17 protein-coding genes are annotated in these 19,993 nt (G+C 27.2%); 11 read left to right on the top strand and 6 right to left on the bottom strand.

Annotation, left to right across the window (positions count from 1 at the left end; translation table 11 throughout):
- Positions 1 to 657 precede the first annotated feature (657 nt).
- Positions 658 to 1,005 carry a hypothetical protein gene (locus AYWB_RS03005; protein ID WP_049749270.1) on the top strand — a complete coding sequence of 116 codons (348 nt, stop codon included), beginning with the start codon at positions 658 to 660 and terminating at the stop codon, positions 1,003 to 1,005.
- 16 nt (positions 1,006 to 1,021) lie between these two features.
- The gene (locus AYWB_RS04340; RefSeq protein WP_011412889.1) at positions 1,022 to 1,186 is read left to right on the top strand and encodes a hypothetical protein; all 165 of its coding nucleotides are present in this window, start codon (positions 1,022 to 1,024) and stop codon (positions 1,184 to 1,186) included.
- 549 nt (positions 1,187 to 1,735) lie between these two features.
- Here the strand turns inward: AYWB_RS04340 and AYWB_RS02995 are convergent.
- The 6 genes from AYWB_RS02995 to rpmB form a co-directional block, all read right to left on the bottom strand.
- Positions 1,736 to 2,701, bottom strand: coding sequence for an HD domain-containing protein (locus AYWB_RS02995; RefSeq protein WP_049749269.1), 966 nt, complete (start codon positions 2,699 to 2,701; stop codon positions 1,736 to 1,738).
- A gap of 161 nt (positions 2,702 to 2,862) precedes the next feature.
- Positions 2,863 to 4,086 carry a CCA tRNA nucleotidyltransferase gene (locus tag AYWB_RS02990; RefSeq protein ID WP_011412886.1) on the bottom strand — a complete coding sequence of 408 codons (1,224 nt, stop codon included), beginning with the start codon at positions 4,084 to 4,086 and terminating at the stop codon, positions 2,863 to 2,865.
- 360 nt (positions 4,087 to 4,446) lie between these two features.
- Positions 4,447 to 4,932, bottom strand: coding sequence for a nucleoside deaminase (locus AYWB_RS02985; protein WP_011412885.1), 486 nt, complete (start codon positions 4,930 to 4,932; stop codon positions 4,447 to 4,449).
- Between the two features lie 58 nt (positions 4,933 to 4,990).
- A complete protein-coding gene (locus AYWB_RS02980) occupies positions 4,991 to 5,620 on the bottom strand; it encodes a thymidine kinase (RefSeq protein WP_041639918.1) in 630 nt (209 codons plus the stop codon).
- Positions 5,621 to 5,753: 133 nt separating this feature from the next.
- Positions 5,754 to 6,026 (bottom strand): 50S ribosomal protein L31, encoded by a 273-nt coding sequence (gene rpmE, locus AYWB_RS02975; RefSeq protein WP_011412883.1) that lies wholly within the window; start codon positions 6,024 to 6,026, stop codon positions 5,754 to 5,756.
- A 170-nt stretch (positions 6,027 to 6,196) separates the two neighbouring features.
- Positions 6,197 to 6,385, bottom strand: a complete 189-nt coding sequence (gene rpmB / locus AYWB_RS02970; RefSeq protein WP_011412882.1) for a 50S ribosomal protein L28 — start codon at positions 6,383 to 6,385, stop codon at positions 6,197 to 6,199.
- 854 nt (positions 6,386 to 7,239) lie between these two features.
- Here rpmB and AYWB_RS02965 point away from each other — a divergent pair.
- The 9 genes from AYWB_RS02965 (at position 7,240) to aspS (ending at position 19,984) form a co-directional block, all read left to right on the top strand.
- On the top strand, positions 7,240 to 7,962 hold the full coding sequence (locus tag AYWB_RS02965; RefSeq protein ID WP_011412881.1) for a hypothetical protein: 723 nt from the start codon (positions 7,240 to 7,242) through the stop codon (positions 7,960 to 7,962).
- A 223-nt stretch (positions 7,963 to 8,185) separates the two neighbouring features.
- Positions 8,186 to 8,455: a GroES family chaperonin gene (locus tag AYWB_RS02960; RefSeq protein WP_011412880.1), complete on the top strand. Its 270-nt coding sequence runs from the start codon at positions 8,186 to 8,188 to the stop codon at positions 8,453 to 8,455.
- 125 nt (positions 8,456 to 8,580) lie between these two features.
- Positions 8,581 to 10,191, top strand: a complete 1,611-nt coding sequence (groL, locus tag AYWB_RS02955; protein WP_011412879.1) for a chaperonin GroEL — start codon at positions 8,581 to 8,583, stop codon at positions 10,189 to 10,191.
- A gap of 157 nt (positions 10,192 to 10,348) precedes the next feature.
- The gene (locus AYWB_RS02950; protein ID WP_011412878.1) at positions 10,349 to 10,843 is read left to right on the top strand and encodes an immunodominant membrane protein precursor; all 495 of its coding nucleotides are present in this window, start codon (positions 10,349 to 10,351) and stop codon (positions 10,841 to 10,843) included.
- 408 nt (positions 10,844 to 11,251) lie between these two features.
- On the top strand, positions 11,252 to 13,159 hold the full coding sequence (locus tag AYWB_RS02945) for a nitrilase-related carbon-nitrogen hydrolase (RefSeq protein WP_011412877.1): 1,908 nt from the start codon (positions 11,252 to 11,254) through the stop codon (positions 13,157 to 13,159).
- A 66-nt stretch (positions 13,160 to 13,225) separates the two neighbouring features.
- Positions 13,226 to 14,398, top strand: coding sequence for a tRNA 2-thiouridine(34) synthase MnmA (gene mnmA / locus AYWB_RS02940; RefSeq protein WP_274376791.1), 1,173 nt, complete (start codon positions 13,226 to 13,228; stop codon positions 14,396 to 14,398).
- Positions 14,399 to 14,463: 65 nt separating this feature from the next.
- Positions 14,464 to 16,701 (top strand): RelA/SpoT family protein, encoded by a 2,238-nt coding sequence (locus AYWB_RS02935; protein WP_011412875.1) that lies wholly within the window; start codon positions 14,464 to 14,466, stop codon positions 16,699 to 16,701.
- Positions 16,702 to 16,980: 279 nt separating this feature from the next.
- Positions 16,981 to 18,264 carry a histidine--tRNA ligase gene (gene hisS / locus AYWB_RS02930; protein WP_011412873.1) on the top strand — a complete coding sequence of 428 codons (1,284 nt, stop codon included), beginning with the start codon at positions 16,981 to 16,983 and terminating at the stop codon, positions 18,262 to 18,264.
- Complete coding sequence (aspS, locus tag AYWB_RS02925; RefSeq protein ID WP_011412872.1) at positions 18,254 to 19,984, top strand: aspartate--tRNA ligase; 1,731 nt, start codon at positions 18,254 to 18,256, stop codon at positions 19,982 to 19,984. Before hisS ends, aspS begins: the two co-directional genes overlap by 11 nt.
- Positions 19,985 to 19,993: the final 9 nt, after the last annotated feature.

Below are 19,993 nucleotides of genomic sequence, written 5' to 3'. Positions count from 1 at the left end.
TTTTCAACCTTGAAAAAGGTTACTTTTTGCGCATTTTTTTAATCAAAATAACATAATTACGTAAAAAAATAATTATAATTTCATTTTCTTACCACTTTTTTAACTTTTTTTACTTAAATATATAGTGTAAGGGTAAAATATGACAAAAAAATATCTTTTGAAACTAAAGAATTATTAAAAGTTTTAGAAACTTTTTGAAATTTAAAAAAATATTTCTTTAGTTTGAAAAGATATGAAATTATCTACTTAATTTTAAGTCTTAAAGAACAATTTTAAAGACAAAAGTTGTCTAAAAAAACGGAACAGCGCACATTGACCTCCTTTGCTAAGGTAAATTATTACACAGAAGGAACAGTTTAACTTCTTCTAGCAAAGCTGATATTCTAATATATGATTTAATATTCATGTTCTTAATTATCAAAACGAAATTTTAAAAACTCACAATAAAGAAATGTTTGAATATGTTCAATCCTTTTATTATTCTAAATGCGGACTTTATAACAATAAAAATCGCAATCCTGTTTTGAAAGACTTATAAGATGTCAAAAATACATTCTAATTTAAAATAGATAGTCAAAATATTTTAGTTTATTAATATTGTTATTTATTCAATTCTACAAACAACATTATAAAGCAAAAACAAAAAAGGAATTAAAAATGGAACAAATAATTAAAATTTCAAGCCCTTTTCAAAGAGTGTTTGATGCTCTTGTTGAAATTAAAGATGATTTTTTGCAATATAACACTAAATTAGAGATTTTAATTGAACAAGAAGTTCAACCCCAATATCAATTGTCATGTAATTACGACTTAAAACAAGGTTTGATTGATACTAATATTGGTAATAATTTTTATACTATGCAAGGATATAATCAAATTTACAAAACCACAAAAAGAAGGAAACTTTGCCTTTTAACAATGGTAAGCTCCTTATTTTATCCTAAATATGGATTATACGTTCACGAAGCAAATACATTGGTTTTAGGGCAAAAAATAAAATATTGAACCCCATAGAGAAGATGTGTTTGTTATTTTAACTGCTAAAACAGGAACTGAGACACACCCTAAAGTTACAATCCTTAAACAAGTTTTAAATGACAATCATTATAGAAAAGTACAATTTTTACATGTTGGCATAACTCAAGATTATATTATGGTAAAAGACCAGAATGAGTTAAGAGAATGAATTCAACAAAAATGGTTATAATCAAATTATTAACATATTTTGAATTATAAGCGCAAGAAAGAAATAACAAATGTTTGATGCTAAAAAACACGAAATAATTATTGAACATTATCACAATCCTCAAAATCAAACTTATGCTAAACTCACAGGATATATTCAATTTGAAATTTTTTTATTGTGGTAATAAAGTTATTATTCAATTAAAATTTTGATAACAATAAAATTTATAGATATTAAATATGAAGCCAACATTTGTTCTAATTGTGTTGCTTCTGTCGGTGTTATGTTAGTTTATTTACAACATTTAACCAAATTACAAGTCTTAAATAAAACTAATCATTTTATGGATATGGTGCAAAATCAAATTTAAGATGATGCTTTTCTTAATTCGGATCTAAAAGCATTTGATATAGTTTATAAATTTCCAGGTAAAATTAATTGTGTTTTATTGCCTTGGCAAACTTTTCAAGAATTCTTACTTGGATAATTTATTACAAAACTTTTAATGTTTCATATTATACAAATTTTTGTAATTAAGAAAAAACAAAATTATTCATCATCATTATTTTGATCTAAATCTAATGATTTATAAAAACCTTTTCTTTCTAAAACAGGGATGGGTTCTGTAAATGTTTGGGCATCGGTTTTTTGTAAAAATTCTTGTAAAGATGTTAATTTGCAATCGATATTATCTAAATACCAAAGTAAAAGAGCTTCTCCTATTTGTGGTCTTTTGGCAGCTCCATGTTCTAAAAGCCCATGATGAGAAATTAAAATATGTTTTAATAATAAAACTTCTTCTTTATCTTGTAAACCCAATAATTGGGCTTCTTTTTCCACTTCACAAGCACCCATGACTAAATGACCTAATAGCAAACCTTTTGGTGTATAATTTTTTTGTTCTAAATCTAGTTCTTTAATTTTCCCCATGTCATGTAAAATAGTACCTGCAAATAGTAAATCACTATTGATAAAAGGATAAATTTTTAAAAGAGATTCTGCCATTTTTAACATAGTTAAAGTATGATAACCAAGTCCGCCATAATAATTGTGATGAATTTTTAACGCTGCTTTGGAAATTAAAAATTTATTTTTGTTTTTGCAATATAAATTATAAGTAATTTGTTTTAAGACTTTATTTTTTATTTTATTTAAATAGCTTTCTAACTCGTCTTGTACTATTGCAAAAGAAATGGGAGAACATTCATAAAAAACTAAATAAGTTTCGTACAAAGTTTGCATATCTAATACATTGTAAGCTAAATTATATGTTTGATTCATCAAAATAAGTTCTTCATTTTTGAGAAGACAAATAGTTTTGAAATTATATATTTGTCCTTGGATAGGTGGTTTGGTTTGAGGTTCTAATTTTATGTTGATGTCGTTTTTTTCTTGTAATTGTAAGGTGATATTATAAAAATGAAGTCCTTGATTGATGCTTGTGACTTGGCCTGTAAAAAAGTAGATTTGCCCTTTTTGATATTTTGGTAAGTTGTTGGTTTGGTTTTTTTTCATACGTTTGTTTCCTATTGGTTTAGATTGGGATTGATAAAAATATGTTGATAATGGGAAATAGTGAGTTTGAATTATTACATTTATAAACAAAAAATAAATAGATGTTTATAATTTTGCTAATAATACAATTAAGTTCATTTTATTTTTATTCGTTGTTTTTTTTATTCTTTATCTAGGGTTTGATTTTTGCTAAGTACAAAATTAATTAATCTTTCTTTGATGTTGGGTATTTCTCTGTTAAGTACTTTGGTAATTAATTCTTTTTGTGTATGTTTAATCCATGTTCCTTTGGGTTTTTGGGGCAATTGTTTTAAGACTTCTTTCCAACTAAAATTAAGTTCAGTAATTGTTTTTATTGGTAAATGTTGATAAATATATTGCATTTTAGCTACTTCATAAGGTTCTTTTTGTAAAAGATAATTAATTTGATTAGCTAGGAGACAATTTTTTAATCCATGTTTAAATAAATTAAAAGTAATATTTTCCCAAAGATATAAACTTAAAGAGGCAATGTTTTGGTAGATTTTTTTCTTTTGTTTGGTAAAAGGAAAAGATGCAAGGATTTGGTTGTTTAGTAAAAGTGACATTGACCAAAAAATTCTTCTTTTTAATTTGTGGTGTGTTTGAATGTATTTCAGTTGAGTTTCATTTAAATAACCTAAACAAAGAATACTTTTGTATATTTGGGGTAAAAATAGATGGGTTTTGGTTTCTATCATGGTTTTAAAAGTTTGGTGCCAGTTTTTGTGAGTGATTATTTTTTCGAGGTGTTCATAGATTCTTTGAGAAGAAATTTTAGCTAATAAATGGTTTTTTTGGATGATAGCTTTTTTGGTGTTTTTTTCTATGCAAAAACATAGCTTAGATTGAAAATAAAAAGCTCTTAAAATTCTTAAAGGGTCTTCTTGAAATCTAATAAAAGGGTCTTTGATAGTACGAATTAAGCCTTTTTTTAAGTCTGTTTTGCCTTTTTTTTCGGGTGTGAAATCAAATATTTTACCAGTTTCATCCATTAAAAGAGCATTAATAGTAAAATCACGTCTTAAAAGGTCTTGATGGATGTTTTTAGTGAAAAAAATTTCACTAGGGTGGCGATAGTCTTTGTAAGTGCCTTCTTTTCTGTAAGTAGTAATTTCGAAAAGATATTTTTCAAAAGTTATTTTAAGGCTACCATAATTAATTTGTATTTGGGTTGTTTTTTTTGGGCATAAAAGGAGTTTTATTTGTTTGGGAGCGGCGTTAGTAGTGATGTCGATGTCTTCGTTGGCATTTATTTTGAGTAAATAATCTCTGACAGTGCCACCAACAATAAAGGCTTCGAAGCCGTTTGTTTTTAAGATAGTAATTATTTTTTGAGCTGTTTTTATTTGATTGGAATGTTTCATATTTTTGGCTTTTAGTAATATTTCTAATTTTTTTATTTTGTTCTTTTTGGTTGGTTTGTTGCCTTTGGTGAAAAAACATAGTTAAGATAAAAGTAAAATAGATAATAGATATAAATATTAAAGGTTGTTTTTTTAGTTAGTGTTTTTTATTATTTATTTTTTATTAAATATTATTTAATATTATTATTATTATTAGTGTTTTAATGTAGGGTGAATTATTTAGGATTAGAAAATATTTAAAATAAAAAGTATTTCATTATTGGCAAATTATTTTTTTGAAAATAAAAGACCATCGGTTGTGATGGTCTAATTGGGTTGTTATAAGAGTTGTTATTGTTTTGTTGCATTTTTTTATTTTTTTTATTTGGATAGTAAATTATTTTTTTTGATTCTTAGTTCTTGAAAAAATTTTTTTAAAAGTTGTATGCTTTCTTGAGCTAAAAGTCCTGATTGGATATTTAATTTATCCATAAAAGGCATATTTTGGATAGATGACATATCATTAAAAGAATATGATTTTTCAATGCTCGTGCCATAATAAAGGTTTTTGATTCCTGCTTGTATAATTGCTCCTGTACACATTAAGCAAGGTTCTAAAGTGACATAAAGAGATACATCATTTAAAAAACGGCTGTTTATTTTTTTGCCTGCTTTTATTAGGGCTAAAAATTCAGCATGTCCAAAAAAAAGTTTTTTAGTGTTTCTGTTATTATGAGCACGTGCAATTATTTTTTGGTTTAAAACAGCGATAGCTCCGATGGGGACTTCTTCTTTGAGGTAGGCTTTTTGGGCTTCTTTTAAAGCTTCTTTCATAAAAAAAATATGTTGTTGGTTGTTATTTTCCATATTTTAAGTATCAATCCACATTCTAAAAGAATTATTTAGATGAATTATTTTAGTGGAGTTATTTAGATTGGTTGGCGAAGTTTTTCCAGTTAACTTTTGTTTTGTCAATGTCTGCTAAACAATGGTGTTTTCGACAACGAGGTTCGTGGTATTCTTTTCCACCTACCAAAACCACAGGTTCATTACTTTGAGCAGGTTTACCTTCAATTAATCTTTGAGTTCGGTTAGCTTTTCCCCCACTTATAGCACAAATGGAAGTTAATTTAGTAACGGTGTCTGCAATTGCTAATAAATAAGGCATTGGTCCGAATGGTTTTCCACAAAAATCAAGTTCTAAACCTGATATAATAACTTCAATATTGCAGTTAGCTAAATAATCTACAATAGCGATAATGTCGTTATCTAAAAATTGGGATTCATCTATTATTACAACATTAATTTCGGGAGTAATAAATGTGAGAATGTCTTTGCTTTTGTCAATTAAAATAGCAGGAATATTGTTGCGATTGTGAGAAACTATCTCTTCTTTAACAGAATAACGGTCATCTATTCTTGGTTTGAAGGATAAAATTTTTTTTTTGAGCTTTAATGCTTTATTTCTGCGTTGAATTAATGATTCTGTTTTTCCTGCAAACATTGGTCCGCAAATAACTTCAATAAACCCTTGCCCTTGTTCTTTTTGGGTCATTTTTTTGAACTCCTTTATAAATAAGATAATTTGATTTAGTTTTTTGGTTTTTTGTTGTGATAGTTGGTCCAAAAGAACTTATAGGGCGATTTGCTATTTTATTTTAAATATTTTTTGAATTTATTATTTATTTTTATTCTTGTTCTTCGGCGGGTTCTTTTTGGTTATCAGCATTTGAAGGAAATTTTTTAACTTTTTGGTCTTGGGTAATGCCATAACGTTTGTTAAATTTGTCAACTGGGCCTGCTTTAACTACAAAAGTTTGGACTCCGGTGTAAAAAGTGTGGCAATTAGAACAAGTTTCTATTTTGATGCTATTAACTGTGGTGCCAATTGGGTGTTGTTTGCCACAAGTCGCACAAGATACTTCGACTGTTTTAAATTGAGGGTGAATGTTTGCTTTCATGTGTTTAGAGCTCCTTATTATTTTTTTGATTTTATTTTTATTTTGTTATGTTTTATACGATGTGTTTGTGTTTTATTATTTATTTTTTTAATGGGTTTTTTTGAACTTTTGATTTTTTATTTTTGAGAAAATCAGAAAAAATAAAAAATCAAAAGAAAGTAAAGATTTTTTTAGGCTCTTTGTAATTTGAGCTTTTTTAAAGCCCTAGCAGAGATTTTTACTTTTTGAATCTTGCCGTTTTCGTCAATAATTTTTACATTTTGTAAGTTGGCTTTCCAAATTCTTTTAGTTGCGTTCATAGCGTGGCTACGACGATTACCAAAGAGGGTGGTTTTTCCAGTTATATAACATTTACTCATTGTTTTTCTCCTTTGTTAATTACAATATATAAATTATTATAACACAATAAGGGTTTATTTGTATGATATTTTTTTGCTTTTTTAAAAATAAATTTATTGTTGTTTATTTGGTTTGGAATAATTTTATATTGATGATAGGGATTTATCTTAATTGTAACATTATTTTATTTGATTGTTTTGTGCTATTATATTTGTATATTTATTTAATAATTTAGTAAAATAGTTTAAGCTTTTATTTTGGATATTGTATATTATGATATTTTTGTTTTGTAGATAAAAACTTTGTTTTTTTAGTATATTTTTTGTTTTTTGATTAATTTTTATTTTATTTATTATTTTAATTCCTAATTATTTTTTTGCCTATTTCATTTTTATTAATCACATTTTTATCAAGGAGATATTTATGTTTGCAAAAAAAAATTTATTGATTGTCTCTGTTTGCTCCTTACTTGCAATGTTTATTTTCGTTGTTATTTTTTATAATTGTTGCAAGTAAATTAGGATATTTGATTTTTTAAAGTTGTTAAATAACCTAATTTTATCCAAAGACACAAAAAGACCTAAAAAAACAAGAAAAAATTAAAATTAATATAGATTATTATTCAATTTTAATTTATAACAAATACAATTAAATAATAATTATAGTAAATAATGTATATAAAATATCCATTATTTTTTTATTTTTAATTAACAATTTTTTATCTTTGTTTGATAACTTGAATAAATTATTTATATTAACATTGATGTTATTGTATTTTGATATATGTTATAATTGAGGTGATAAAAATAATATCATAATTCCTTAAAAATAAATTTATCAACAAGTATATTAGAAAACTAAAAGGAGCAATGTTTTGTATTCTTCAATCACCCAAAAGACTAAAAAGACTTTGCATAAATATATTCTAGCAGCTCATATACTTGCTTTAGCTCTTATATTATTTCATATTTCTAAACAAATGGGATTCTATGATTATTTTAGGTCTCCTTTAACTTATAAAGCTTATTTGAATTTTGCTTTAGTACCTTTATTTTATTTAGGGTTTTTTTTTGGATTTAAGAAAGCTTATTTAACACTTATTATTTATCTTTTTTGTGAATTTGTAACCACTTTGGGTCATTTTTGGATTTTAGCTGATTATGATATTTTTTTGCTTGAAAAAATAAATATTAATAAAGTAACTTTTTTCATACTGAATTATCTTTTAAAAAATTTAATGCCTCTTTTATCTTGGTCTTTTACAGGATTGTTATATTATAAAGATTTAAGTCATTTTAATATTAATAAAAAAAATATTATACGTTTATTAATCATTTTAATTATAATTATGTTAATTCATACTTGTCTTTATACTATAAATGGTTATTTATGTTATTTGCCAAGTATTAAATATATTCTAAAAGACAATTCCCATTATAATATTTTTTTTGCTAATGGAATAACTTCTTTTATTACTATTTTTGTTCTTAATTTAGAAACAGTTATTACTTGTAATTTATTATTATTGGTTTGTGTTATTTATCTTAATCCAAGATTAAAGATTATTTATCAAACTTATTTTTATGATAATAAATAACAACATAAATAAAAAACTTTGTTGCAATTTCAAACCATAAACATAAAATAATTTTTTGAATCCCCCCAAAAAACCTAATTAATTCTTTTAACACTTGCCAATTATTAAATCTTATGATATAATAAAATTGCTTTGGCACTTAAATTATTTAGTGCTAAAATTAAATCATTACAAAAATATTTTATTTACTATAATAAATTACTAAATTAAAAGGAGTTTAATCATGAAACAAAAAACAATTATCCCTTTACATGACAATGTTGTTTTAAAATTGAAAATGGAAGAAACCAAAACAGCTAGCGGAATTATTTTAGCTTTATCAGAAAGAGAAAAATCCTCTGTTGGAGTTGTTGTTGGAGTAGGTTCTAAAGTTGAAGGTTTAAAAAAAGATGACGAAGTGGTTTATAAAAGCTATTCTGGTAGCAAAGTTACTTTAGGAGAAAAAGATTATTTAATTGTTGCTGTAAAAGATATTTTGGCACAAATTAAATAATATAATATAGATAAGATAAATAATTATAAACTAAATATTAATAAATAAAAAGGCAATATTTTAATCCCTTTTTAAAATCATAAATCATAAAAATATTAATAAATCAATAAATAAGGAGTAATAAAATGAGTAAAAAAATACTTTATGGCAAAGAAGCAAGAAAAGCTTTATTACAAGGAGTAGATGCAATTGCAAATACTGTTAAAGTTACTTTAGGACCTAAAGGACGTAATGTTATTTTAGAAAAAGCCTACGAGTCGCCCGCTATTGTAAATGATGGTGTTTCTATTGCAAAAGAAATTGAATTAAAAAATCCTTATCAAAATATGGGAGCAAAGTTAGTATATGAAGTGGCTTCTAAAACTAACGATAAAGCAGGAGATGGAACAACTACAGCAACTGTTTTGGCACAAAGTATGATTCATCGTGGTTTTGATGCAATTGATGCAGGAGCTAATCCTGTTTTAGTAAAAGAAGGAATTGAGTTAGCTTCATTAACAGTTGCAAAAAAACTTTTAGCTAAATCTAAAAAAGTAGACGACCAAGAAGATATTCAAAATGTGGCTTCTGTTTCATCAGGTAGTCAAGAAATTGGTAAAATCATTGCCCAAGCGATGCAAAAAGTAGGTAAAGATGGAGTTATTAATGTTGATGAATCCAAAGGTTTTGAAACAGAATTAGAAGTTGTTGAAGGATTGCAGTACGATAAAGGATATGCTTCTCCTTATTTTGTCTCTGATAGAGAAAGTATGACAGTACATTTAGAAAATGCGTTAGTTTTAGTAACTGATCATAAAATTAGCACCGTGCAAGAAATTGTACCTATTTTGGAAGAAGTAGTAAAAGCATCTAGACCTTTGTTAATTGTAGCTGAAGCAGTGGAAAATGAAGTTTTAGGGGTTTTGGTAGCTAATAAATTAAGAGGAACTTTTAATGTAGTTGTAACTAATGCTCCTGGTTTTGGCGATAATCAAAAAGAAATGTTAAAAGATATTGCAGTACTTACAAAAGCTAATTTTGTTTTTAAAGATCTTAATATGAAATTAGCAGATTTAAAAATGGATGATTTAGGAAATATCAATAAAGTTATTATTAAAAAAGATAATACTACTTTGATAAGCAATTCTAAAAGTCCTGAATTAGAAAAACGTATTCAATTATTAAAAACCCAAATTAAAAATTCTACTTCTGATTATGAAACTAAAAATTTGCAAGAAAGATTAGCTAAATTATCAGGAGGAGTTGCCTTAATTAAAGTTGGGGCTGCAACTGATACTGAATTAAAAGATAAAAAATTACGTATTGAAGATGCTCTTAATGCTACTAAAGCTGCTATTACTGAGGGAATTGTAGTTGGTGGTGGAAAAGCTTTAGTTGAGGTCTATCAAGAATTAAAAGATACTTTAGTATCTGATAATAAAGAAGTACAACAAGGAATTGATTTGGTAGTACAAAGTCTTTTAGTGCCTACTTATCAAATTGCTTATAATGCAGGATTTTCAGGTAAAGATGTAGTAAAACAACAACTTTTACAACCCTCAAATTTTGGTTTTAATGCTAAAGAAGGTAAATATGTTTGTCTATTAAAAGAAGGCATAATTGATCCTACTAAAGTAACTCGTCAAGCTGTTATTAATGCTGCTTCTATCTCTGCTTTGATGATTACAACTGAGGCTGCTGTTGTAAGTTTTAAAGAAAATAAAGATAATAACTTTGATTTAGGGACACAAGAATAATTTTTTGTAACTAATAAAGCTTTATTTTTTTAATTATTATTTCTCATTTTTCTTTTTTTCATGTTAAAATAATAGTAGGTTTTGATTGTATTTTAAATCTTTGTTAGAAAACAACTCAAACCATATAATTATATAACGCAAGAAAGGAGAACAAACAATGCAAAATCAAAAAACTCAAAAATCTTTAATTGCTAAAGTTTTAGTTTTATTTGCTGCTGTTTCTTTAATGTTTGTTGGCGTTCAAGTTTTTGCTAATAATGTTATCGATTTAAATTCAGCAACATTACCATCAGGAACTGACAAACTTACTTTTAAATCAGATGAAGAAGCTAAACAAATAGTTTCAATTGTTAAAGCTTTAAAAGCTGCTAAAGTAGATAAAATTTATACTGATGTTTTAACAGATGAAAATGTTGATGTTACAGTTGATGTAGCCGATACAAATGCAAAAAAAGTAATAGTTAAAGCTAAAACTACGAAACCTGATGTTGTTACAGGTGGAGTAACTTACACTTATGTAGTTGACGCTGGTAAAGGTGTTTCTACTACATCTTGGTACAAATCATGGTGGTTTTTAACATTAGTAGCTGTTACAGTTGTTGCTGCTATTGGTGGTGGCGTTTTCTTTGTTAAAAAAAACAAAAAAAACTAATTAATCCCTAATTATACTGTTTTTAAAAAAAGCTAGGTTTTTTTTTAACCTAGTTTTTTTTTATTTATCTTTATTATTAATAATAGTTTTTATCAATAAAATAATCTTTATAAATACAATTATAATCAAAAATTATTATTAATAATAAAAAAGAATTAATTATAAGGTTTTATTTGGGAAAATTATTAAAAAATTATATAATATATATAATGGTTTTATTTTTTTATCATCCTAAACCATATAAATACTTATCAATTTATTTAACATCAATATAAAAAATTATTTAAAAATAAACAATAAAAATTATAGTTATTAACATTAAATTATCTTAATAAAAAATATTAGTTATCATAAATATTAAACTTTAATTATTAAAAAATGAATAACTAAGGAAGCAAATAAAAGAAAATGTACAAAAACGGTTCTATTAAAATTGAATTAGCAAGTCCTCCTTTAACAGTAGGCAATCCCTTAAAAAATGCTTATAGTATGCAAAATGTTCTAAAAAAAAGTAAAGCCAGTTTTGTTTTGTTCCCTGAACTTTGTTTAAGTAGTTATACAGCAGGAGATCTTTTTTTTGAAACTAATTTTTTAGAACAAAATTTTCAAGCTTTAGATTGGCTTTTAAAAAATAATTCTTTTGAAGGAGTCTATATTTTAGGTATGCCTCTTGCTTTGCATGAAGTTTTATTTAATGTAGCAGTTATCATTCAAAAAGATAAAATATTAGGAATAACCCCTAAAAAAACTATTCCCAATTATAAAGAATTTAGTGAAAAAAGATGGTTTCAATCAGGTAAAACCTGTGAATCCCAATACATCCAAATTTTGGGTCAAACAGTTCCTTTTGGAGATGTTTTATTTATTAATTCTCAATTTGATCTTATTTTTGGAGTAGAAATTTGTCAAGATTTATGGACTGTCTTTTCTCCTGGCGATCTACTTTCCTTAAATGGGGCTCATTTAATTTTTAACCTTTCTGCTTCAACTGATCACATAGGCAAACTTGATTTAAGAAAAAATGCCGTTCTTGATCATTCGCGCAAACAAATTGGAGGCTATTTTTACACCAGTAGCGGAATTACTGAATCCACTGTTGATAATTTATTTTCTAACCACAAAATGGCTGCTTTGTTAGGCGAAATGGTCTCCGAAAAAGATTTATTTAATCAAGATGTAAGTTTAGTAGTTGATGTTTGTGTTGATTTAATTAAATTTCAAAGAAGAATTGATACTACTTATGGTGACCAAAGAATAGGTAAACAACATCCTTTTTTAAAAGCTTATTTTGAACTTAAAGAAACACCTCATTATTATTTTGAAAAACCAATCAATCAAACGCCTTTTATTCCTCAATCAAATGTTGCTTCGCACTTAAAATTGGCAAACGAAATTCAAGTATTAGCACTTAAAACCAAACTTAGCAATTTGAACGCCAAAATAATTGTAGAAATTACTGAAAATATTAAAGATTTATTAACTTTAGTAGTTGCTTTTCAAAGTTTTTCCTTATTGCAAAAACCATTAGAAGATTTAATTGTAATCCTAAATCCACTTCTTTTTTCTAACCCAACTCATTATCAACTCCTCAAAGATTTTTTACAAACTAAAGGAGTTTGTCACATTTGTGAAAGTGGTTTTTTAAATAAAAAAGATTTGTTAGCCTTTTTGGGACTTGACAAAATTGATGCCACAAACAACACAAGCGCAACAAATGAAACAAACAAAATAGCTACTTTAGTCAAAAATGTTAACAACATTTCTATTTTATCAAACGAGCTTGCTTCTTGTACCAAAGACCTAGATCAAGTTTTTTTAAAGGAATTGGCTTCCCAAACGCAAAAGTTTTTGTTGTTAGAAAATAATAATTTTTCGGATATGGCTTTAGGAAAAAACAATCCTCGTAGTCATTATGACCACATTTATAATGTCAATGCTGGTGTTCCTAACGTTTTAGTTAAAGAATTATTACTTTATCATTTAGAAAACAACCATTTACAAATTGCACCTTCCTTAAAAAAATTATATCAAAAATTAGCACAAGAAAACATTAATCAAAAATTAATTATAGAAGATTTTATTCTTTGTTGCCACATCAAAAAAGGTTTTACCAAAACCAAAATTGCTTGGTTATTACAAATTGCCTTTGATTTGAGTCAAGAAAAAAGCAATCAATTAGTTGTTTCATATCTTAAAACTTTTTATCAAAACCAATTTAAAAGACAAAATGTGGCACCAGGTCCTAAAGTTTTAGAAAATAGTCTTTCGCCCAGAAATGAATTTTTGCTTCCTATTTATCTACAAAGACAAGAATAAAAAGTAATAAAACAAATTTCCAAAAAAACCAAAATATCAAAACATCAATAAAATATCATCAAAATAATACATAACAAACTAAAAAAAGAAAAGGAGCAAAAAATGACAAAAGTTGTTGTTGGTTTATCAGGAGGAGTTGATAGTGCCGTTGCTGCTTTTCTTTTAAAAAAACAAGGTTATTTGGTAGAAGCAGTTTTTATGCGTAATTGGGATAGCAATCTTAATTTTGATATCCAAGGCAATCCCACTTTAAATGACATATGCCCGCAAGAACTAGATTATAAAGATGCCTTAAAAGTGTCTGAACAACTAGGAATTAAGTTACATCGTGTTGATTTTATTGAAGAATATTGGCAAAAAGTATTTATGTCTTTTATAAAAGCCTTTGAAAATAATCTTACTCCAAATCCCGATATTTTGTGTAATAATGAAATTAAATTTAGAGCTTTCATTGAGTATGTAACAACAAAACTTGCCCCTCGATATATTGCTATGGGACATTATGCTAACATCATATATGAAACTTTTTCGGAACAAAAATTATTTCCACAACTTGCTTGTGCTGTGGATCAAAACAAAGATCAAACTTATTTTTTATCACAACTAGCAACTAAACAATTACAAAATATTTTGTTTCCTTTGGGTAATCTCACCAAACAAGAAGTACGCCAAATTGCTTTAGAAAATAATTTAATTAATGCCACTAAAAAAGATTCCACAGGGATTTGTTTTATTGGTGAAAGAAATTTTTTTCAATTCCTAAGCAACTATTTACCCGCTCAAAAAGGTGATATTAAAACTTTGGATGGTACTTTTTTAGCACATCACAAAGGAGTAATGTATTATACTATAGGGCAACGCAAAAATTTAGGTTTGGGTGATTTTTCCAGCCAAAAACCTTGGTTTGTCGTGGGAAAACACCTTCAAACTAACACTTTATACGTAGAACAAGGCAACACACATCCTTATTTATACAGCGACAAAGCCTTAATTAGTGATATTGTTTGGCGCGGTAAAAAAACCAATCTGCACTTGCAAGCCAAAATGCGTTACCGCCAACCCAATCAAGATGTTATTTTAACTTGGATAGACCAAAATACCTTAGAAATTTATTATCCTCAAACAATTAAAGCAGTAACTCCAGGGCAAATATGTGCTTTTTATAATAATAATATTTGTTGTGGTGCAGGTGTTATTAAAGAAGTTTATTTTCAAGGCACAAAAAGATTATACACTTAATTTATTTTTTGCTTCCTTTTATTTTCTTTGCTTTTTTTTAAATCCTTAAAAAGGAAGGTTATAAGATGATTTTAAATTCCGATTTAACTTTAGAAAAAGATACATTATATCAAGATTTAATGGTTGTGATTTTCAAAAATATTCAAGATGCCACCATTTTGCAAAAAATTACTAAAGCCTATCTTTTTGCCAAAGAAAAACATCACGGGCAAAAACGTTTTACAGGAGAACCATATATTATTCATCCTTGTGCAGTGACTAAAATTTTGGCACAATTAAACAGCGAACCCAATACTTTAATGGCGGGTTTACTCCACGACGTTTTGGAAGATGCTAATGCTACTATGGAAGATTTAACTTCTTTGTTTGGAGAAGATGTAGCTTATTTAGTTTATCAGGCAACCAAACTTACCAAAATTGCTTTTCACAAAAATCAAGGACATGCTGATAATCAACAAAAAATGTTTTTAGCGATGGCGAAAGACATTAGAGTTGTTATTGTAAAGATTGCTGACCGCTTGCACAATATGCAAACTTTAAATGTGATGACTTCAGAAAAACAATTACGCATTGCTAAAGAAACCTTAGAAATTCACGCTCCTTTAACACATCGTTTAGGACTTTTTGAAATTAAATCACAATTAGAAGATTTGTCTCTAAGATATGTTTTTCCTCAAGAATATTACCGTGTTTCTAATTTAATTCGTTTAAAAAAACAACAACGTGAAGAATCAATTGCCAAAATTATTACTAATATTAAATCTCTTTTAGACAGCCACCAACTCAAAAATTACACTATTAAAGGACGCGTCAAAAATATTTATAGCATTTATAAAAAAATTGTTAAAAGAAAAGTTAGTTTTGAAGAAATCTTTGACCTTTTAGCTATCCGAATTATTGTTCCTACCGTTGATTTGTGTTATCAATGTTTAGGGATTATTCACGGTCATTTTTCGCCATTGCCCCTAAGATTTAAAGACTATATTGCAGTTCCTAAACCCAATCTTTATCAATCTTTGCACACAACTGTTTTAACTAAGGATGGTTCTTTGTTTGAAATGCAAATAAGAACTCAAGAAATGGATGAAATTGCTGAAAAAGGAATTGCTGCTCACTGGGCTTATAAAGAAAATAAAACTTATTCCCAAGAAGCTAAACAATTAGAACTTGCCAAAAAATTAAGATGGTATCGAGAATTAGTTAAAATTACTATTGATGCCAAAAATCATCCTGAAGAAACACCCAAAGAATTTGTAGATGCTATTAAAAATGATATTTTAAGTGATAATGTCTATGTTTTTACTCCTACTCAAGAAGTATTTGAACTTCCCAAAGGTTCTACTCCCATTGATTTTGCCTTTCGTATTCATTCCGCAGTAGGAAGCAAAATGACAGCAGCTATTATTAATGGGCAAATTGCACCAATTGATTATCAACTAAAAAATGGCGATATTATTTCGATTAAAACCAATAAAAATATTTTATCAGTTAATAAAGACTGGTTGCGTATGGTAAAAACAACACACGCTAAAAGAAAAATTAAAGGTTTTTTAAAGAAAGATATCAAAGAAAATAAAACTGAATATTTAGCAGAAATTCAAAAAGGAAAAGATATTATTGAAAAAGAATTAACCGCCAATAAAATTGAAATTTCCTTACTTGATAATAATTTTGTCCAAAAACATTTTGAGCGCTATAATATTCAAACTCTTAACGATTTTTATTATGAAATTGCTAAAAAACAATTAAATCCTAAGTCATTAATTAATAAATTGCTTGTTTTAGCCAAAGAAACTTTAAGTCAAAATATTTTGCAAAAACAAATGGCAAAATCTCATGTTAAACTCAAACATCAAAGTGAGACAGGTGTTATTATTGAAGGTCTTAGTAATCCTAAATTAAAATTGGCAAGTTGTTGTACCCCTGTTTATAACGACGAAATCCTAGGATTTGTCACTAAAGGAAGAGGCATTATTGTGCATCGCAAGGAATGTAATAATTTAGCTCAATGTGATGAAAAAAGACTAATTACTGCTTCATGGCAAAAAGATTACACTATTGCTAAATATCCTGCTTGGATTAGCATTATTGCTTCTACCAAAGATATTTTAGTGCAACAAATTATTAATAAAATCAATAGTTTTAATTTAAGTATTTTAGAATTTAATGTTATTAATAAACAAAAATTAGAAACAATTATTAAGATTAGGATTTTAATAGCTAATACTAAAGAATTAAATAATTTAATTACTAATTTATATAAAATTTCACAAATTTATAAAATTCAAAGAATCAATAATTAAATAATTTATTATTTATAATGCAGACAATTATTTATTACTTCATTTATTCTATTTTATTCAATTATTAATGATACCTTATTAAAATTATTTTGTTTATTGTTTGTTTTTTTTGTGTTTTTTAAATTATTTTTCATCCATCTTTTAAAGCTTTATTATCAAAAAAACTTAAAAAATATAAAAATCCCTAAAAAGCTTTATCAAAACTTTTATCCCAAAAACAACAAAACAATCCAAAAATTAAAAACCAAACCAAACCCCTAAAAGCAAAGGAGCCCAAAGATGTTTTCTAAAATTAAAGGTACTCATGATTTGATGTTGGATAAAATGGTTTGTTGGCAAAAAGTAGAAAATCACATTCGCACTTTATTTGCTAAGTATCATTTGCAAGAAATAAGAACTCCTATAATTGAATATCGTGGTGTTTTTGATAGAGCAGCTCAACATTCAGAAATGGTTTCCAAAGAAACTTACACTTTTACAGATAAAAAAGGACGTTTTATTACTTTGCGTCCCGAAGGAACTGCTGGTGTTATTCGTAGTTATGTGGAAAATAAATTAGATAAAACTTCACAATTACACAAGTTTTTTTATTATGGACCTTTTTTTCGCTATGAAAGACCTCAAAAAGGTCGCTATCGTCAATTTCATCAAGTAGGAGTAGAAATTTTAGGACAATCAAGCCCTTTTTTAGATGTAGAAGTAATTTTTCTTGCCTATAAAACCCTTAAATCATTAGGGATTTGTGATATTACTGTGAAAATTAATTCTTTGGGATGCAAAACTACATACAATAATTATTTACAAGTTTTTAAAAACTATTTACAAACACATTATCAACAATTATGTCCTTTATGCCAAGAAAGATTTGAAAAAAATATTTTGCGTATTTGGGATTGTAAAAATTGTAATAATGAACCTTTTTTAAAGCAAGCACCACGCATTTTTGACCACCTTGTTGAGGATGCTAAAGTTCGTTTTTTACAAGTTTTAGAAGGGCTTAAACAAATGAATGTTAATTTTGAATTGTGTCATGATTTAGTCCGTGGGCTTGATTATTATACTAATAGTGTTTTTGAAATTGTTTACAATAACGAACAAGGACATCAAGCAGTTTTGGGTGGCGGTGGTTGTTATGATAATTTAGTTACTTTATTTAGAGGAAGTCCTTCGCCTGGTATTGGATTCGCCTTAGGTATGGAACGCTTAATGTCAATTCTAGCCACCCGTTCTTTTTGTAACAAAAATATCTTACCTTCTTTAGATGCCTTTATATTAGTTAGTGAGCCACAATTTTTTTATCAAGGTCTTGAACTTGCAACAACTCTCCGCCATCAAGGTTTTTCCGCTGATCTTAATTATAAGTTTTTATCTTTTTCCAAAAGTCTTAAACAAGCCTTAAAAAAACAACCTCTTTATCTTTTAATTCTGGGACCAAAAGAATTTGCCAATAATCAAATTACAATCAAAAATACTTACACCCAACAGCAAACCACCATATTACAAAAAGATGTTGTTTCTTATTTACAAAACAACAAGGAGTTAAATTATATTCATGAAAACTAAATATAGCTATTATAATAATCAATTAACACTAATCCACCAAGGAAAAATAGTTTTTCTAAAAGGTTTTATTTTTCGTAAACGTAATTTAGGAAAAACTCTTTTTTTTGACTTACGCGATGTTTCTGGCATCGTTCAATTATTAGTTAAAGAAAACAATCCACAATACGACAAAATAGCTTTAATTAAATTAGAAACAGTCGTGCAAATTAAAGGTCAAGTAATTGAAAGAATCAATAAAAATCCTGATTTGCCAACTGGTGATATTGAAATTTTAGTATCTCATATTGAAATTTTAAGTGAGGCTCAAACCTTACCTTTAAATGTGTTTCAAAGTCAAGAAAGTTTAGAAGAAACCAGACTTAAATATCGTTATTTGGATTTAAGAAATCCTGAAGTTAAACATTTTTTGATTCAAAGACATCACATTACCCAAAGTATTCGTCAAACCCTTTTGAAAAATGATTTTTTAGAACTAGAAACCCCCATTTTATCTAAATCAACTCCTGAAGGAGCAAGAGATTATTTAGTGCCTTCTAGGATTTATCCAGGTAATTTTTATGCTCTTCCTCAATCTCCCCAACTTTTTAAACAATTATACATGATTGCAGGATTTGAAAGGTATTTTCAAGTAGCGCGTTGTTTCCGTGATGAGGACCTCAGATCTGATAGACAACCTGAATTTAGTCAAATTGATATCGAAACATCTTTTTTAAATCAAGATGAAATTATGTCTTTAACAGAAGAAATTATAGTAGATTTATTTGCCAATATTTGGAAAAAACCACTTCTTCAACCCTTTTTAAGATTAACTTATCAACAAGCCTTTGAACTTTATGGTTCTGATAAACCAGATTTAAGGAATCCCCTTAAAATTACAGATTTTACTACTTTTTTTGATACTAATACTTATTCCCAAAATATTTTTGCAGGAAAAATTAAAGGATTTAAAGTTTCCAAAACAGCATTTTTGACACGCCGTAAACTAGATGAGTATCAATTGTTTTTTAGTAAACATTTTAACTTGAAATTGTTTTCTTTTGTTAAAAAAAATGATAAAATTATAGGTGGAATATCTCAATTTATTCAAGATGATTCTTTTTTAAAAAATGAAGAAATTTGTTTTGTCGTTTCTGGCAAAAAAGACATTATTCACAAAGCTTTAGGTATTTTTCGCACCAAACTAGCCCTTGATTTATCTTTGGTTGACACAACTCAAGAAGCGTTATTATGGATTGTTGATTTTCCTTTGTTTGAAACCATTCAAGAAGACCTATCCCCACCAAACCGTCTTTACTCTTTGCACCATCCTTTTACTGCCCCTCGTGATGCTACTATTTTAAAAAGCAATCCTCAAAAAGCTCTTGCCAATGCTTATGATTTAGTTTGGAACGGCTATGAAGTGGGTGGTGGTTCGTTAAGAATTAACAATCACCAAACGCAAGAATTAATTTTTAGTCTTTTAGGATTTTTGCAAGAAGAAGTGCAAAACCGTTTTGGTTTTTTAATCGAAGCCCTTAAATACGGTACCCCACCTCATGGAGGAATTGCCCTAGGTCTTGATCGTCTTGTGATGTTGTTTACCAAAACTAATAATATCAAAGATGTTATTGCTTTTCCTAAAACCCAAAGTGCCAAAGATTTGATGTTAGAAGCTCCCAGCGCAGTTAACCAAGAACAACTCAACACCCTAAAACTCCAACTCAAATGCAATTTTAATTAAGGATTTTTC

Source organism: Aster yellows witches'-broom phytoplasma AYWB (genome assembly GCF_000012225.1).
GTDB lineage: Bacteria > Bacillota_I > Bacilli_A > Acholeplasmatales > Acholeplasmataceae > Phytoplasma.
The sequence above is the reverse complement of the archived record's forward strand: the minus strand, read 5'-3'. Positions and strand labels throughout refer to the sequence as shown.